At 67.0% G+C, this 15,050-nt stretch carries 12 protein-coding genes and 2 pseudogenes; 6 read left to right on the top strand and 8 right to left on the bottom strand.

Features of this window, described 5'->3' with window-relative positions:
• Positions 1–63: 63 nt before the first annotated feature.
• Positions 64–217, bottom strand: a pseudogene (locus tag ACWIGU_RS38135) (NF041680 family putative transposase); the annotation flags it as partial.
• An 11-nt stretch (positions 218–228) separates the two neighbouring features.
• Here ACWIGU_RS38135 and ACWIGU_RS38130 point away from each other — a divergent pair.
• The 4 genes and pseudogenes from ACWIGU_RS38130 to ACWIGU_RS38115 all read left to right on the top strand — a co-directional run.
• Positions 229–528 (top strand): hypothetical protein, encoded by a 300-nt coding sequence (locus ACWIGU_RS38130; protein WP_454406306.1) that lies wholly within the window; start codon positions 229–231, stop codon positions 526–528.
• A gap of 86 nt (positions 529–614) precedes the next feature.
• On the top strand, positions 615–806 hold the full coding sequence (locus ACWIGU_RS38125; RefSeq protein ID WP_454406304.1) for a DUF6381 family protein: 192 nt from the start codon (positions 615–617) through the stop codon (positions 804–806).
• A gap of 509 nt (positions 807–1,315) precedes the next feature.
• Positions 1,316–1,555 (top strand): DUF5133 domain-containing protein, encoded by a 240-nt coding sequence (locus ACWIGU_RS38120; protein WP_454406302.1) that lies wholly within the window; start codon positions 1,316–1,318, stop codon positions 1,553–1,555.
• 108 nt (positions 1,556–1,663) lie between these two features.
• Positions 1,664–1,908: pseudogene (locus tag ACWIGU_RS38115) on the top strand (IS110 family transposase); the annotation flags it as partial.
• Positions 1,909–2,039: 131 nt separating this feature from the next.
• Here the strand turns inward: ACWIGU_RS38115 and ACWIGU_RS38110 are convergent.
• Both ACWIGU_RS38110 and ACWIGU_RS38105 read right to left on the bottom strand, forming a co-directional pair.
• Positions 2,040–2,483, bottom strand: a complete 444-nt coding sequence (locus ACWIGU_RS38110; RefSeq protein WP_266593871.1) for a VOC family protein — start codon at positions 2,481–2,483, stop codon at positions 2,040–2,042.
• A gap of 803 nt (positions 2,484–3,286) precedes the next feature.
• Positions 3,287–3,874: a TetR/AcrR family transcriptional regulator gene (locus ACWIGU_RS38105; RefSeq protein WP_454406301.1), complete on the bottom strand. Its 588-nt coding sequence runs from the start codon at positions 3,872–3,874 to the stop codon at positions 3,287–3,289.
• A 322-nt stretch (positions 3,875–4,196) separates the two neighbouring features.
• On the opposite strand from ACWIGU_RS38105, the gene ACWIGU_RS38100 reads away from it, so the two are divergent.
• A complete protein-coding gene (locus tag ACWIGU_RS38100) occupies positions 4,197–4,946 on the top strand; it encodes an SDR family oxidoreductase (RefSeq protein ID WP_454406300.1) in 750 nt (249 codons plus the stop codon).
• Positions 4,947–5,295: 349 nt separating this feature from the next.
• Here ACWIGU_RS38100 and ACWIGU_RS38095 read toward each other — a convergent pair whose 3' ends face one another.
• Positions 5,296–6,726: an endo-1,4-beta-xylanase gene (locus ACWIGU_RS38095; protein WP_454406298.1), complete on the bottom strand. Its 1,431-nt coding sequence runs from the start codon at positions 6,724–6,726 to the stop codon at positions 5,296–5,298.
• A 1,084-nt stretch (positions 6,727–7,810) separates the two neighbouring features.
• Here ACWIGU_RS38095 and ACWIGU_RS38090 point away from each other — a divergent pair.
• Positions 7,811–9,235, top strand: coding sequence for a non-reducing end alpha-L-arabinofuranosidase family hydrolase (locus ACWIGU_RS38090; protein ID WP_454406296.1), 1,425 nt, complete (start codon positions 7,811–7,813; stop codon positions 9,233–9,235).
• Positions 9,236–10,099: 864 nt separating this feature from the next.
• Here the strand turns inward: ACWIGU_RS38090 and ACWIGU_RS38085 are convergent.
• The 4 genes from ACWIGU_RS38085 to ACWIGU_RS38070 form a co-directional block, all read right to left on the bottom strand.
• Positions 10,100–11,329 (bottom strand): ROK family protein, encoded by a 1,230-nt coding sequence (locus tag ACWIGU_RS38085; protein WP_454406295.1) that lies wholly within the window; start codon positions 11,327–11,329, stop codon positions 10,100–10,102.
• 13 nt (positions 11,330–11,342) lie between these two features.
• The gene (locus ACWIGU_RS38080; RefSeq protein ID WP_454406293.1) at positions 11,343–12,623 is read right to left on the bottom strand and encodes a sugar ABC transporter permease; all 1,281 of its coding nucleotides are present in this window, start codon (positions 12,621–12,623) and stop codon (positions 11,343–11,345) included.
• Entirely contained in the window at positions 12,620–13,396 is a 777-nt protein-coding gene (locus ACWIGU_RS38075; protein ID WP_454406291.1) for an ATP-binding cassette domain-containing protein, read from the bottom strand. Before ACWIGU_RS38075 ends, ACWIGU_RS38080 begins: the two co-directional genes overlap by 4 nt.
• 116 nt (positions 13,397–13,512) lie before the next feature.
• Positions 13,513–14,604, bottom strand: a complete 1,092-nt coding sequence (locus ACWIGU_RS38070; RefSeq protein WP_454406290.1) for a sugar ABC transporter substrate-binding protein — start codon at positions 14,602–14,604, stop codon at positions 13,513–13,515.
• Positions 14,605–15,050: the final 446 nt, after the last annotated feature.

The raw sequence follows: 15,050 nt of genomic DNA, 5'->3' as shown, positions 1-15,050 counted from the left end.
AGGGACTTGGCGCGATCCGACCGCGACGTGAGCGCAACACCGCGCCCTTTCTTAGCTTGTTGTTTAACTTCGCTGCTGTCTCAAGCGGACGTGTTCGTTGAGGGTTTCGGCTCGTTTCACGGTCTTCCCGGGTTCGTACCCGTGGGGCTGGCCTGCGGTTCTTGGAGCCGGGTGGGCGTCCGGTGCCGGCCGGGGAGGGTTGGGGTACGCCTGCGGGCCGGGCGGTCTGTGACCCGAGAGATCAAGCGCGGGGACGTCTGGTCCCTGCCCGACGACCGCGACGTCCTGGTCGTCTCGCTGCCCGGCCTCGATGAGGCGTACGGGGCCGTCCTCGGACTCGTGCTGCACCCCGTCGGCCGCCACCCCGACACTGCCATGTCCGTCCTCATCGACACCTCGATCCCCTGCACCGCGGTCGCCGTGAACTCCAGCAACTGCGCGCCGCCCGCCTCGCCGAGGCACCCCACCACGCGAGCAGAGTCCGGCACGCAAGCCGTTCCGCAATGGCTTTCCCAACTGCATAGATAACAATGGGTGATTGATCGAGATGCAGGGGGTGAAGGGTCCTGCTTCTCTGATGTGGCCCGCTCTTCCTCATCACCCAAGGAGTGATCATGAGCGCTGCAGGCGAGTCCGGTCGTACCCAGCAGGCCCGTGCCCGGGCCCAGGACCTCGAAGAGACCGCGGAACGTGCCACTGACCCGCAGGAGCGTCAGCGTCTGAAGGACCAGGCCCGCCAGCTCAAGGAGCAGAGCGAGCACGCATGCGCCCCGGGCAAGCCGGACTTCGACCCGGCGTACCGGTAGTTCCCAGCACAGACACCGGCCGGTGGCCGGCCTCCGCGGCTTCTGCCACGCGAGAGGCCCCCGGCCGGTCACTGCTGTATCCGCCGCTCAAGAACAACGCCTCCGCCGCCAACACCCCCCGGCAGTGCCGCCGGGCCGTCCCGCCAGCCATTCCGCCGCCCTGGTGCGCTTGCACGAGCGCGGCGAGGGAACCGAGCAGGGCCAGGTATGCGGTACGTGACGCGGGCGAACCGCTGGTCGACGCGTGCGGCAGTGTGGTCGAGCTCTGCGTTCGAGGGCACCACCATCTTGATCCTGGTGACGCCTGCCTGCCGCAAGACTTCCGCGAAGTAGGGGAAGCCCCAGCGCATCGCCAACGACCTCGTCATCGAGGAGCTGGCCGCCCTCCAGCCCAACCCCGACCAGCTTCCGGGCCCTGCCGCTGCGCCTTGCGATGTATAGGGAAGCACACGCCGGGCACTCGCCCGGCGATCCCTTGTGTCACCTGAACCGTACGAGGAGGACCCACCATGCTGATGGCACACCCGGCCGTTCTGACCGGCCTCGTCGCCCGGTACGACACGTTGCGGGCCCTGGAGGCCGAGAACGGAGCTGAAGCGGTACAACACCGCATGGGCGACACCGCCTACGCCCTGTGCGTGGCCACCGGAACCAGCGACGTCGACGCCGCGCTGATCGCCGCACGGCACCATCTGCCGGGCGCACGGCCGGAAGACGACACTGTTCTCGCTGTCAATCCCTCCGGATGAATGCAGTTTGACCAGCCCGCATGCGGGGACCCGGCCCGTGACCCCAGGAGGGCCCATGGAGCTGGTCAAGTCCGGGGCGATCGTGCTCGATTCGTCGGCTAGAGCGCCCATCACGGGCACGGGATCACCCCGGCCGGGAAGAAGGTCTTCGACAAGCAGCTGCCCAACAGCGAACCGAAGCTGCGGGCCGTCTTCGAGAAGCTGCCCGCGAAGTTCGGCACCGTGCTCGTGCTCGTGGACCAGCCCGCCTCCATCGGGCCCTGCCCCATAGGGACGCCCGGGCCGCCGGCTGCAAGGTCGCCCACCTGCCCGACTTGTCCACGCGGCGGATCGCCGATCTCTACCCGGGAGAGCGAGCCGGCCCTTGTCCCGGACAACTACGTCCGGAACGGCTGAACCTGGCTGCGTGGTCAGGGCGATCGCGCGCCGTCTGCACTGTGAACGTCTGGCCGTGTGCCGGACGGAGCGCGATCGGTGCGCCGTGTCAGCCGATCGGGCTTGCGCCCTGCTGGAAGACGTTGATGAGATTTCCGTCGTTGTCACGGATCGCGGTCGAGATGCTGCCGTCGCCGAGGTCCATCTGCTCCCAGACGGTCGTCACGCCCAGATCACGGAAGGTGCGGGTCACGCTGGCGAGGTCCTCGACACGGAAGACCAGGGCCTTGTTGCCGATCGGGCGGATGTGGGCGGGGGGCTCTGCCGTCAGTTCAGGGATCCGCACACCGTCTGCGGGCTGAAGGAGCTCGAGCCGGAACCCGGGACCTTCCAGGAAGGCGACGTCCGCTCCGATGGCGTCGAAGCGGGACTTCGCCAGCAAGGTGAGGCCGAACACCCGGTTCCACCACTGGATCGACGCGTCGAGGTCACTGACGGAAATCGTCACGTTGTGCAGGCTGTAGGCGAAGGGCGGCTGGGCAGCGGTGGTCATGGCGATCACGTTTCGTTAGGCGTATGCAGTCGTTTGCGGTGGGGCACGCGAAACCCTCGCGCAGTCCCGCCCGGCTTCTCCCTGCCGTGCAGCGGAACAGTCTGTGTCCGTCTACCGCCGACCCGACGTCCACTTGCAGTAGCGAATCCGCGGGTCGCAGCCCAAAGATAAGCCTTATGGACCGTACAGTCAAGAACATATGTCCTCTTCAGGTACATCGTGAAGTCAGTGCATCAAAGTGCCAATTGATAGCTCGCCGCCAGCATGCGGACGACAGGCGCGAACAAGGTCCTGCGCGGACTTGGGGGACTGGAGGCCCCGCCCCCAGTGCTCCGTGGGGCACGGTCCGGCGCCTTCGGCGGCCAGAGCATCGTCTGGCTGGCGGTGAGGCGCAGTCGATGGTACAGCCGTACGGCCGGAGACGGCCCGCTCAGGGGCATGGCGAAAGGGGGGCGGACCGTCAACCGCGCTGAGACCGGCGGCCGGACGAGCCGTGGGAGCGCTCGGAGGGATGCTCGCCCACCAGCTCAGGCAGGCCCACCTGGACAACTGCTTGTCGCCGCTTCACCTGCGGAAGGTGCCGGCCTGCAGGATGGTCGGTGTGGCTGGGGCGGAGTTCTTGGCCCCAGGCGACTCGCGTCGGCCCCGCTCAAACCGGACACACCCCGGGGTGACTTCAGCCGGCTCCGGCACTCACCAGGGAGAAGGCCCGGAAGTGGGGCCAAGGCAAGCCACCCGAGAACACCTGCGTGGAGCCACGTCGGACCGCCGTGAGGTGAGGCCAAGAATCCCGCCCTGGCCAGTCAGTGCCGGGACAGCTGCTTGAGAGCGGCCTGGCCTATCTGCAGCAGAGCTGAGCCGCCCATGTCGGTCTTCGCGAGAAACTCGATGCCCTGCATGACCGCGAGGAGCAGTCGCCCGAGCTCCTGGGCGTCCGCGCCCGGTTCGACCGCCCCCTCGTCCTGGGCTTCCTTCACGCAGGCGATCAGAAGATCTTCGACCGCTTGGTAACTGGTGCGGGCCCGGGAGACGACATCCGGATCATTGCTGTGCAGCTCGGACGTGCTGTTGACCAGAAGGCAGCCGCGCCGCTGCGGGTCCTCCGTGAATCCCTTGACCACCCCCTCAATCAGCAGGGTCAGGCGTTCGAAGGCCGTACCAGGCCCGGCGAGGACCGCCCGGACGCCCTTCAGCTGTTCGTCGCGATAGCCGTCCAGCGCGTGCAAGAACAGCTGCCGCTTGTCGCCGAAGGCCCCGTACGGACTTCCCTTGCCCAGTCCCGTGGCGTCCGTCAGGTCCTGCAGTGACGTAGCCGCGTAGCCCTGATTCCAGAACTGCTCGCGCGCAGACTCCAGAACCTGATTCTCGTCGAAATTCCGCGGCCGTCCCATGTTCAACAGCATACGCCCTTCTTGACCTATCGGTCCAGATTGTGAGATGTCCGGCGCATGCGGCACGCCGGTCGGCGGGGCGCGTGGCGCACAGCTCGCCCTCCGGCTTTCCTGGCACGCTGGCGGACGGCTGACGCCGGCCGGCCCGACCTGTCGCCGCTCCGAGGTGTGGATGCAGTCACGTTTTTTTCCGTTCGGTCCATAACGTGGTTCTTTACCGTATGGTCCATAAAGAGGGCTCGGAGCCGTCCGGTTCGGGCCGTAACACGCAGTGACACCTGGTGCACGACTTGGAGTCCGCACCGGACAGGGGTAAACGATCATGGGACAGCTTGACGGGAAGACGGCGGTCGTCACCGGCGGCAACAGCGGAATCGGGCTGGCCACCGCCACGCGATTCGCACGTGAGGGCGCGCACGTGTTCATCACCGGCCGCCGGCAGGAGGCTCTCGACGCCGCGCTGGTCGAGATCGGTGGGAAAGCCACCGCCGTCCAGGGCGACGTCGCGAACCTCGCGGACATCGACCGCCTCTACGCGGCTGTCGCCGAGCAAGGCCGGTCCATCGACGTACTGTTCGCCAACGCGGGCGGCGGTGAGTTCGCCGCTCTTGAGCAGGTCACCGAGGAGCACTTCGACGCCACCTTCAACACCAACGTGCGAGGCATGCTCTTCACCGTCCAGAAGGCCATTCCGCTGCTCAACGACGGCGCCTCGGTGATCCTGACCGGATCGACTGCCGCTACCTCGGGCGGCGCGGCCTTCGGCGTATACGCAGCCTCCAAGGCCGCGGTCCGTTCCTTCTCCCGCACCTGGGCCAACGAACTCAGCGGCCGCGCGATCCGAGTGAACACCCTGGTTCCCGGCTCGATCGTCACCCCGGGCATCACCGGCCTGGCCGCGGACGCCGACCAGGCCGCGAAGATGAGGGACGTCTTCGCCAGCCAGATTCCGCTGGGCCGGATGGGACACCCGGACGAGGCCGCAGCTGCCGCACTGTTTCTCGCCGGCAGTGAGAGCAGCTTCGTGACCGGATCCGAGCTGTTCGTCGATGGCGGACTCAACCAGATCTGATCGCCGCAAGAGAATGCAGTGTGCCCGCCCCGGCGAAGACAAGAGCGTGTCCGCGTCGCGGTCACACCGATAGTCACAGCGAACGTTCGGGCGGGTGCAGCCCCTCCGGTGTGCCCGCACACGGTGACATCCCGGCACCGCTGTTGCGATTGATCAGGACGTATCAGGCATTGGTGTCCATCGCCGTTGCCTCGGCGGGCGCCGGATTCATCGCGCGAGCATGCCGATCGCGAAGGTCGCCGCCACTAGGGCGGCGACCCGGGACCATCAACGATGTCTTCCTGGAGGGGCGGGGGAAGCCGCACCGTAGGCCGTCATCGATTCGCGCTTTCGTTTGTGGCAGGTCCCATCAGGTGCGGGTCCAGCGTTGGTTGCTGCCGTTCGAGCAGGAGTAGAGCTGGATCAGGGTGCCGTTGGCCGTTCCGCCTGCGACGGCGTCGAGGCAGAGGCCGGACTGGACGCCGACGATGGATCCGTCGGAGTTGAGGCGCCATTTCTGGTTGTCGCCGCCCCAGCAGCTGTAGATCTGGACTTTGGAGCCATTGCCGGTGCCGCCGGCGTCCAGGCACTTGTTGCCGTAGACCCTGAGCTCACCGGCGGCGGTGTACGTCCACTGCTGGTTGGTGCCGTTGTTGCAGTCCCACAGTTGGAGTTGGGTGCCGTCGGTGGTACTGCTGCTGGGCACGTCCAGGCAGCGGCCCGACCCGACGCCCTTGATCTGTCCGGAATCCGCAGGGGGCGTAGTGGAGCCGCCGTTGAGTGCGTTGAGGACGGCGGTGTAAGCGGGCTTCTTGCTGCCGTCGCCGTTGAACAGCAGCGGCGTGTCCTGCGATCGCCAGGAGTCGCTGTCGCGCACACCCCAGACGGTGATGCCGAGACAGCGCGAGACGGCCAGGCAGTCGTTGGTCACGTTGGCGTAGGTCGAGGCCGGGGCGCCCTGAATGTCGAGTTCGGTGATGGCCACGTCGACGCCGAGGGCGGCGAAGTTCTGCAGGGTGGTGCGGAAGTTACTGTTGTAGGGGCTGCCGCTGTTGAAGTGCGACTGGAAGCCGACGCAGTCGATCGGCACGCCCCGCTGCTTGAAGTCTTTGACCATGGCGTACATGGCCTGGGTCTTGGCCCAGGTCCAGTCCTCGACGTTGTAGTCGTTGTAGCAGAGCTTGGCGGCCGGGTCGGCGGCGCGCGCGGTGCGGAAGGCGACCTCGATCCAGTCGTTGCCGGTGCGCTGCAGGTTGGAGTCGCGCCGGGCTCCCGAACTGCCGTCGGCGAAGGCCTCGTTCACGACGTCCCACTGGGCGATCTTGCCCTTGTAGTGGCCCATCACGCCGTTGATGTGGTCGATCATCGCCTGGCGCAAGGTGCTGCCGCTGAGGCTCTGCATCCAGGCGGGCTGCTGGGAGTGCCAGGCCAGGGTGTGACCGCGCACCTGCTTGCCGTTCTGTACCGCCCAGTTGTAGACGCGGTCACCGGCGGTGAAGTTGAACTGGCCTCGCTGCGGTTCGGTGGCGTCGATCTTCATCTCGTTCTCGGGCGTCACCATGTTGAACTCACGGCCCGCGATCGACGTGTACGCCGAGTCGCCCAGCTTGCCCGAGGCGATGGCGGTGCCGAAGTAGCGGCCGCTCTGCGCCGCCGCGGCGCCGAGCGTGCTCTCGGCGGCGTGTGCGCTCGGCGGCGCCACCAGTGCGCCGGCCGCACCGAGGACGCCGACGACCAGCGCCAACAGCGGGCCGCGGATCTTCCGGCGGACACCGGATCTGGGAAGGGCATACGAGTCCATGACTGTGCCTCCAAGGTAGAAATCACGGAAGGACTGAAGCGCAGGGGTTTGCGTCGTCCACTCTCCTGTGGCAGACGGACGGGACGGCCCGGAGCTCGGGCGGCACGGAATCACCGGACGCCGCGGACATGGGACGGGACGATCTTCGAGACAGGCACGGGGGCACTCCATCGCGGCTCAGCCGGGTGACCGCCATGTGGTGTCACGTACCTCTCCCACTGCGTGAAGAGCCAGGGATGCGCTGGTGCGAGCCTCACCGGAACGAAACGGAGTGGCGCGGGTGCTTTGGTGCGCGGATCTGTAGTGCAGTTGTGCGTGGATCTGCCGTGCAGCACGGATTACCCAGGCGTGTGGTTCGAAATATCGAACTGTGGCCGGTTTCCCAGACAGGAATGATTGAGGTATTGACGATGCATCGTCAATACACTGTTGCATAAAAGTTTCTGCTCTGTGTCCGAAACTTTCGGGCGACCGGGACGGCGCACTCCCGGCGCCGTCGTCGGCGGATGCCGTAGGGCCACGGGCCGAGGCCTGGACGAGCATGCGGACGCTTCCTCCAATCCGGCGTCAAATGTGGTCTGGCTCGGCCAATTGTCGGTGTGACGTCCGACATCTCGCCCATAGGGTCCCGCAATGATTCGGCTGAGATAGCGACACATGCGAGGGGTATTGACGCCGTTCGCCGGTTCCCTATCATTCGGGTTGCTCGACACTTCGACCTTTGTTCGATATATCGAAACGCGTCGAGTCGCTCCATCGCACAGCAGGGCAACTCCGGGTCGCACCGCCCGACCGCAGAGCCGCAAGGAGTCGTGCCGCATGCGTATGTCATGGCCGCGCCAATCCTTCTCTTTTCGACCGTGTCACCCGGGTGCTCGGTCCTCCACGCCTCCACCTCTGGCGCTCATGCCGCCCTGAGGCGCCGGGCGCCACCGGTCCTTCAGAAGGTCGCGAAGGACCGGGAAGTCACAAGCGGTCTGCCGTGGCGCTCACGGGCCGTTGCGCACCGCACTGCACCGACAGTCCGGACAACCTCTGACGAGGCCGACCGGAACCGTCCCACTCAAGGTTGAGGAAGTCCCCCATGCACAGAGGAAGTTTCAGCCGCAGGCATCCGTCTGCGGTGCTCGCCGCCGCGGTTGTGGTCCTGGTCGCGTTGGCGGCGATGCTCGTGGCCAACCCGGCTCAGGCCGCCACCAGCGGCGCCTTGCGCGGCGTCGGTTCCGGCCGGTGCCTCGATGTGCCAAACGCCAGCCAGACCGACGGCACCTACCTGCAGATCTGGGACTGCTCGGGCAAGGCCAACCAGCAGTGGACGTCGACGGACAGCGGCCAGCTGACCGTGTACGGCAACAAGTGCCTGGACGTCCCCGGCCACGCCACCGCGCCCGGTACCCGGGTGCAGATCTGGTCCTGTTCCGGCGGTGCGAACCAGCAGTGGCGGGTGAACTCCGACGGCACGATCGTCGGTGTGGAGTCCGGGTTGTGCCTGGAGGTCACGGGCTCCGGTACGGCGAACGGAACGGCGGTGGAGATCTGGACGTGCAACGGCGGCAGCAACCAGAAGTGGACCGGCCTGTCCGGGACGACCCCGCCTGGCGGCTCGTGCTCCCTTCCGTCCACGTACCGGTGGACGTCGACAGGGGCATTGGCGCAGCCGGCGAACGGGTGGGCCGCGGTGAAGGACTTCACCAACGTGGTGTACAACGGCAAGCACCTGGTCTACGCGTCGAACGTGTCGGGATCGTCGTACGGCTCGATGATGTTCAGTCCCTTCACGAACTGGTCGGACATGGCGTCGGCCGGCCAGACCGGGATGAGCCAGTCCGCGGTGGCACCCACGCTGTTCTACTTCGCGCCCAAGAACATCTGGGTGCTGGCGTACCAGTGGGGCGCGTGGCCCTTCATCTACCGCACGTCGAGCGACCCCACCAACCCCAACGGCTGGTCCGCGCCGCAGCCGTTGTTCACCGGGAGTATCTCCGGCTCCAGCACCGGCCCGATCGACCAGGCCCTGATCGCCGACGGCCAGAACATGTACCTGTTCTTCGCCGGTGACAACGGCAAGATCTACCGGGCGAGCATGCCGATCGGGAACTTCCCGGGCAGCTTCGGCTCGTCGTACACGACGGTCATGAGCGACACGACGAACAACCTGTTCGAGGCGCCGCAGGTCTACAAGGTGCAGGGACAGAACCAGTACCTCATGATCGTCGAGGCCCAGGGTGCGAATGGGCGCTACTTCCGCTCGTTCACGTCCTCCGGCCTGAGCGGTTCGTGGACCCCGCAGGCCGCCAGCGAGAGCAACCCCTTCGCGGGCAAGGCCAACAGCGGTGCCAGCTGGACCAACGACATCAGCCACGGTGACCTGGTCCGCAACAACCCCGACCAGACCATGACCATCGACCCCTGCAACCTGCAGTTCCTCTACCAGGGCAAGTCCCCCACCGCGGGCGGCCCCTACGACCAACTGCCCTGGCGGCCGGGGGTCCTCACCCTGCAGCACTGACCTGCCCGATCCGCGGTGACCGTGATGTGGTGCGGTCTGCGAGCGGTTCACGGCGTGGGCCATTCCACCTGCTGACCGACGCTCACCGTCTCGAGGAACCCCAGCCGTGCGGCGGCCGGGGTTCCTCTCACCTCCGGTGCAGTTGTCGCGGTCCAGCCCGTCTTCGAAGAGGTCGAGACTGAGGTTCGCTTGGGCTGAACGGTCTGAGCTACAGCTTTGAGGGTTGGTGCTGCGACGAGGCGCTGTGTGCGACGTCCCGATGACGCTCGAATCGGAAGTCTGAACCCGCACGGACTCCCCGACCCAGGCCGCGCGGACCGGGCCGTCGGCACGGAGGCAAGGACTCTGGTTCCGGCGTCCTACTGCACCTGCCCAGCGGCGGCGCGAGAGGAAGTCGCGCAGGACAACATCGACGTACCGTTCATAGCCAAGCGCCTGTCGGACTGGTTCCCGGTTTCCTGACGCACGATGACGTGGGGGTTGAGCGTCACCGCGGGCCAGGCCATGCGAACCGGCAGCTCCGGAACCCTCGGGGGAAGAGCGGGGCGCTGCGCGCTGGCGGATGTGGCTCCCTTGCAGTGACCGGAAAAGTGGCGCGGGGCGTGATGGGGGAGCCGTGTCCGAAGTGAACGAGGGCGGGCCCGTGCGACGGTGTGGTCTCGTCAGCATGCCCCGCCTTGAGCCGGAATTTGGCCTGGTCTTTTCCGAGACTCGCTCAGGCCGACATCATTCCGCTGACCCATGCCATCTGGGCACGGCCGAGACCGAACTGCTTGAGCACATCGACGTGCGTCACGCCGACATCCAGCGCCGACCGAATCCGATACGTAGGAGTCACGACACCGTGAATCCGACCGGATCCGGCTACTGCATCGGCCCCGCCGCCGTCCGGCCTTCGTGCCGGGCCAGCGCTTCCAACGGGCCCACCAGGAGCTGGGAGAAGGCGAGTTCGGCGGCGCCGATGAGAACGGCGTCGTCGCCGAGCTCGCCGACGCGCAGCCTCAGATTCTCGCGCGAGGGGGTGAGGGCGTGGCTGTTGATACGGCTACGGATCTGGGCGGCCGATCCGAGGAACACCTCGCGGAGTGTTCCGCCGAAGATGACGGTGCGTGGGTTGAGGAGGTTGACCAGGTTGGCGACACCGATGCCGAGCCAGTCACCGATGTCGTGCAGGGCCCCGCGGGCGCTGACGTCACCCCGATCGGCTGCTTCGACGACGGCGCGTACTGCCTCTCGGCCTGTGGCCGACGGCCCTCGACCAGCCGCTTCCAGCAGGGCACGCTCGCCGGCTTCGGCCTCCAGGCAGCCTCGGGCACCGCACCCACAGTGTCTGCCGTCGCGAGGGTTGACCACCATGTGCCCCACCTCACCGCCGTATCCGGAGTCGCCGCCCAGCAGGTGGCCGCCGGAGATGACGCCGCCGCCGATCCCGATGTCGCCGTGGAGGTACACGAGGTCCTGACAACCGGTGCCGGCACCTCGCAGGTGTTCGGCGAGGGCGCCGAGACTGGCCTCGTTCTCGACCGTCACGGGGACACCGAGGCCCAGGCGACGCGTGAGGTCCTCGCCGAACTCCTCGTCCACCCAGTCGACGTAGGGAGCGGCCCGGACCATGCCGTCAGGCCTGCGCACCGTGCCACGCACAGCGGCGCCCACACCGACACAGACGGTTCCTCGACGGGCGGAGACCACCATCTGCCGGGCGAAACCCGCGAGCGCTTCGGTCACTTCCCCGGCGCCGCGGTGGCCGGGCGGCAGGGGGGTCTCGCGTCGGTCGAGGAATACCCCGCCGAGGCCGATGCGTGCGGCGATCAACCGGTCCACGCCGACATCGAAGGCCAGGACGTACACCTGGTCGGACTCGGGCCGTACGACCAAGGAAGGCCGGCCCGCCCTGCCGGTGTCCCGGGGCAGTTCCTCACGTACCAGGCCCGCCGAGGCCAATTCGCTGACGAGTCCGAGGATGGTGCTGCGGTTGAGGCCCATGCGGTCGGTCAGGACCGCTCGCGACATCGAGCCGCTGATGTGCACGTGGCGGAGCAGGGTGCCGAGGTTGTGCCTGCGGATCTCCTCCAGCGAGGGACCGGCTTTCATCGCCCCCCAGATCTCATCGCTGTGCGGACCGGCGTCGGGACAGTGCGTCGACGCCCGCGGCCACGAGCAGAACCGAACCCGTGACAGCGTACTTGACCCCCGAGCTGTACCCCATCAGACCCATGCCGTTCTGGATGACGGCGACGACCATGCCGCCGAGCACGGCGTCCACGGCCCTGCCCCGGCCGCCGAACAGGCTGGTTCCGCCGATCACCGCCGCGCCGACCGCGAGCAACAGCACGTTGCTGCCACCGGTGTTGGGGTCGACCGAGTTGCCCCGGGACGCCGCGATGATGCCGCCGACCGCGGCCAGGGACGAACAGATCACGAACGCGGAGATGCGAATGGCAGCCACGTTGATGCCTGCCCGCCGCGCCGCCTCGGCGTTGCCGCCCACCGCGTAGAAGTGCAGTCCGAACGAGGTGCGCTGGAGCACGAACGTACCGGCGACGAGGAGGACGACGATGACCGGCACCACGATCGGCACACCCTTGAGCGAGTCGACGATGACGTTGCGGCTGCGCTCTTGGTTGAGCAGTTGGACGGCGATGGCGCCGAGCACGGCGAGGGTTCCGATCCTGACCGCGAGCAGCGCGAGCGGCGCGGTGGTGAGGCCCCGCCGGGCGCGGTTGCGGTTCTGCCGGAACTGGATCGCGGCGTAGCCCGCGACGCTGAGCGCCAGCAGAACCCAACCGAGCGCGGGGGAGAGGTTGTTGTTGGCGATGGCCAGGATCGTCTTGTCCTGGATGGAGATGTTCGTGCCCTCTTTCAACAGCATCAGCACGATGCCCTGGAAACCGAGGAAGGCGGCCAGGGTGACCACGAAGGAGGGGATGCCGACCTTCGCCACGAGGACACCGAGCAGCAGGCCGATGACGGTACCGGTGAGGACGGCCGCGCCGACGGCTCCGTACCAGGGCCATCCGTGATCGGTGAGCAGGATGGCCAGGACGGCGGCGCAGACTCCGCTGGCGTACCCGGCGGACAGGTCGATCTCGCCGAGGAGGAGGACGAAGACCAGGCCCATGGCGATCGCGATGCTCCCCGCGCCCTGGGTGAGCAGATTGGCGAAGTTCAGTTCGGACAGGAAGACAGGGCGCAGGACGGCGAAGAAGGCGCAGAGGACGACCAGTCCGAGAACTGCAGGAAGGGCGCCCAGCTCGCCGCCGCGAACCCGGTCCACGTAGGCGCGGGCGATCGAGCGCAGACTCGTGGCGCTGTTCGTCGCGTTCTTGCTCGGCAGGTGCGGGCCGTCCGGCATCTCTGACTTCTCGGGAGTGAGGGCAGCGGTCATAGAGTGGCTCCGTTGGTGGTGGCGAGGCCCAGATCTCCGCTGCGGCCCGAGGTGATGAGTTCGACGACCTGGGAGTACGTCACGTCCGAGGCTTTGACCTGGGCGGCCATCCGGCCCAGGTACAGCGCGGCGATCCGATCGGACACCGCGAAGACGTCGTTCATGTTGTGCGAGATCAGGACCACGGCGATGCCGTTGTCAGCGAGCCGCCGGACCAGTTCGAGGACCTGTGCCGTCTGAGCGACACCGAGCGCGGCGGTCGGTTCGTCGAGGATGACCACCTTGCTGTTCCACAGCACCGCCTTGGCGATGGCCACCGTCTGCCGCTGGCCGCCGGAGAGACTGGAAACCTGCTGGCGGATCGACTTGACGGTCCGTACCGACAACCCGTCGAGGGTCTTGGCAGCCAACTCCTCCATCGTCGCGTCGTCCAGCACGAGGCCCCGGCGCTTCTCGCGACCGAGGAACATGTTCTGGACGATGTCGAGGTTGTCGCACAGTGCCAGGTCCTGATAGACGATCTCGACACCGAGGGCCGCCGCGTCGCGCGGGCTGTGCACGTGTACCTGCTCGTCCTCGAACAGGTACTCACCGCCGTCGATCGGGTGGATGCCGCCGATGCACTTGACCAGGGTGGACTTGCCGGCTCCGTTGTCTCCTACGAGGGCGGTCACCTCGCCCAGGTGGATGTCGAAGGACACGTCGTGCAGCACCTGCACGGGGCCGAAACTCTTGTCGATTCCGCGCAGTTGGAGTATCGGGTTCGCTGTCATGGAAGACGGCTCCTTACGGTCGTGAGACCGCGGGCCCACGGGGCGTCAGGTTCCCGGGGCCCGCGGTGGGCCCGGTTCGAACCGCTGTTGATCGCTCGAACCGGCCGGTCGGGGTGCTACTTGATGCCGGCCTTGGCGCACAGGGCGGCGTACTTGCCCGTGCACAGCTGCTCCTTGGTGACGAAGCCGTCGTCGATGACGTCCTTGACGTTGTCCTTGTAGATGGCCGCGGGTGTCTCCAGAACGGATGCCACCTTGCGCTTGCCCTTGGGGTCCTCGACGGTCGCGTTCGTCTCGCCCTTCTTGCCCTTGGCCAGCGAGATCGCGAGCTTGGCGGTGGCGTCCGCCTCCTTCTTGACCGCCTTGTAGACCGTCATGCACTGGTCGCCGGCCAAGATGTTCTGCAGCCCCTGCACCGTGGCGTCCTGGCCGGTGACCGGGACTTGGCCGTTGCGGTGTTCCTTGCGCAGCACGGCGATGGCGGCGTTCCCGAGACCGTCGTTGGCGGCCAGCACACCGCCGATCTTGGGCTGACTGGTGAGCATCTGCTCGAAGATGGTGCCGGCCTGGGCGTTGTCCCAGTCCGGGACGGACTGGTCCGGGCCCTTGACGTACTCGCCCGACTTGTACTTGGGGTTGAGGACGCCGTTGTAACCCTGGGCGAACAGCGTGGCGTTGTTGTCGGTGGGTGAACCGTTGAGCGTGGCGACGATCGGCTTCTTGGCCTTCAAGGTGCTCAGGCATTTGCTCAGGCCCTCGCCCTGCAACTTACCGACCTCGGTGTTGTCGAAGCTGACGTAGTACTGCGCGGAGCCGCCGAGGGTGAGCCGGTCGTAGTCGATCGTGGCTACGCCCTGCGACTTGGCCTTGTCCAGAACCGCCTTGCCGGTGCCGCTGTCGAGGTTGACGATCACCAGGACGTTGACCCCGTTGGTGATCATCTGGTCGGCGATGGTCTGGAACTGCTGCTTGTCACCCTGCGCGTTCTGGATGTCGTAGTCGACGCCGGCCGTCTTGAACGCCTCACCGAGGTACTTGCGGTCCGCGGTCTCCCACCGAGCCGACGACTTGCTGTCCGGGAGGATCACCCCGATCTTCGGCTTCTTCGTACCGGCCCCGGAGCTGTCGCCGCTCGACGAGGAGCCACACGCGGTGAGCGAACCGACCAGTGCCAGCGAGGCGGCGGTGAAGAGGAGTCCCTTGCGCATGGGGCAGGGTCCTTTCTGGTGTTACGACCGGACGACCGGACGCACGAGGGTGAGGAGTGGAACGGGAGGCGCCCTGGGGCGAATTGCCGGAACTCGGATGATGCACCCGGCTGAATGTTGTGAGCGGGAACTTACGACGCTCCGGCGGCTGTCGCCAGACCCGGGGCAGGGCTATTTGTCATCGGCGATAACAATTGGGTGACGCCGTCGCGGCGTGGACCTCGCGGCCTGGCCGTGCGCCGTGGGACCGGAACCGGGTGCGAGGTGGCCCGGTGTCGTACCGGACCTGGTGAGAGGTGAACCGCTGTGCCGGTGACGGCGGTTGGTGACTGCAGTGGTGTAACAGCGGTGCGGGTGAGGGAGGTTGGGTCCGGCGAACGACCTCATGGTGAGGGTGAGCAGATCTCCAACTCGTGGCCTTCTGTGCGGTGGTTCTGGTGTGAGCG

Source organism: Streptomyces sp. NPDC055400, from assembly GCF_053644375.1.
The sequence above is the reverse complement of the archived record's forward strand: the minus strand, read 5'-3'. Positions and strand labels throughout refer to the sequence as shown.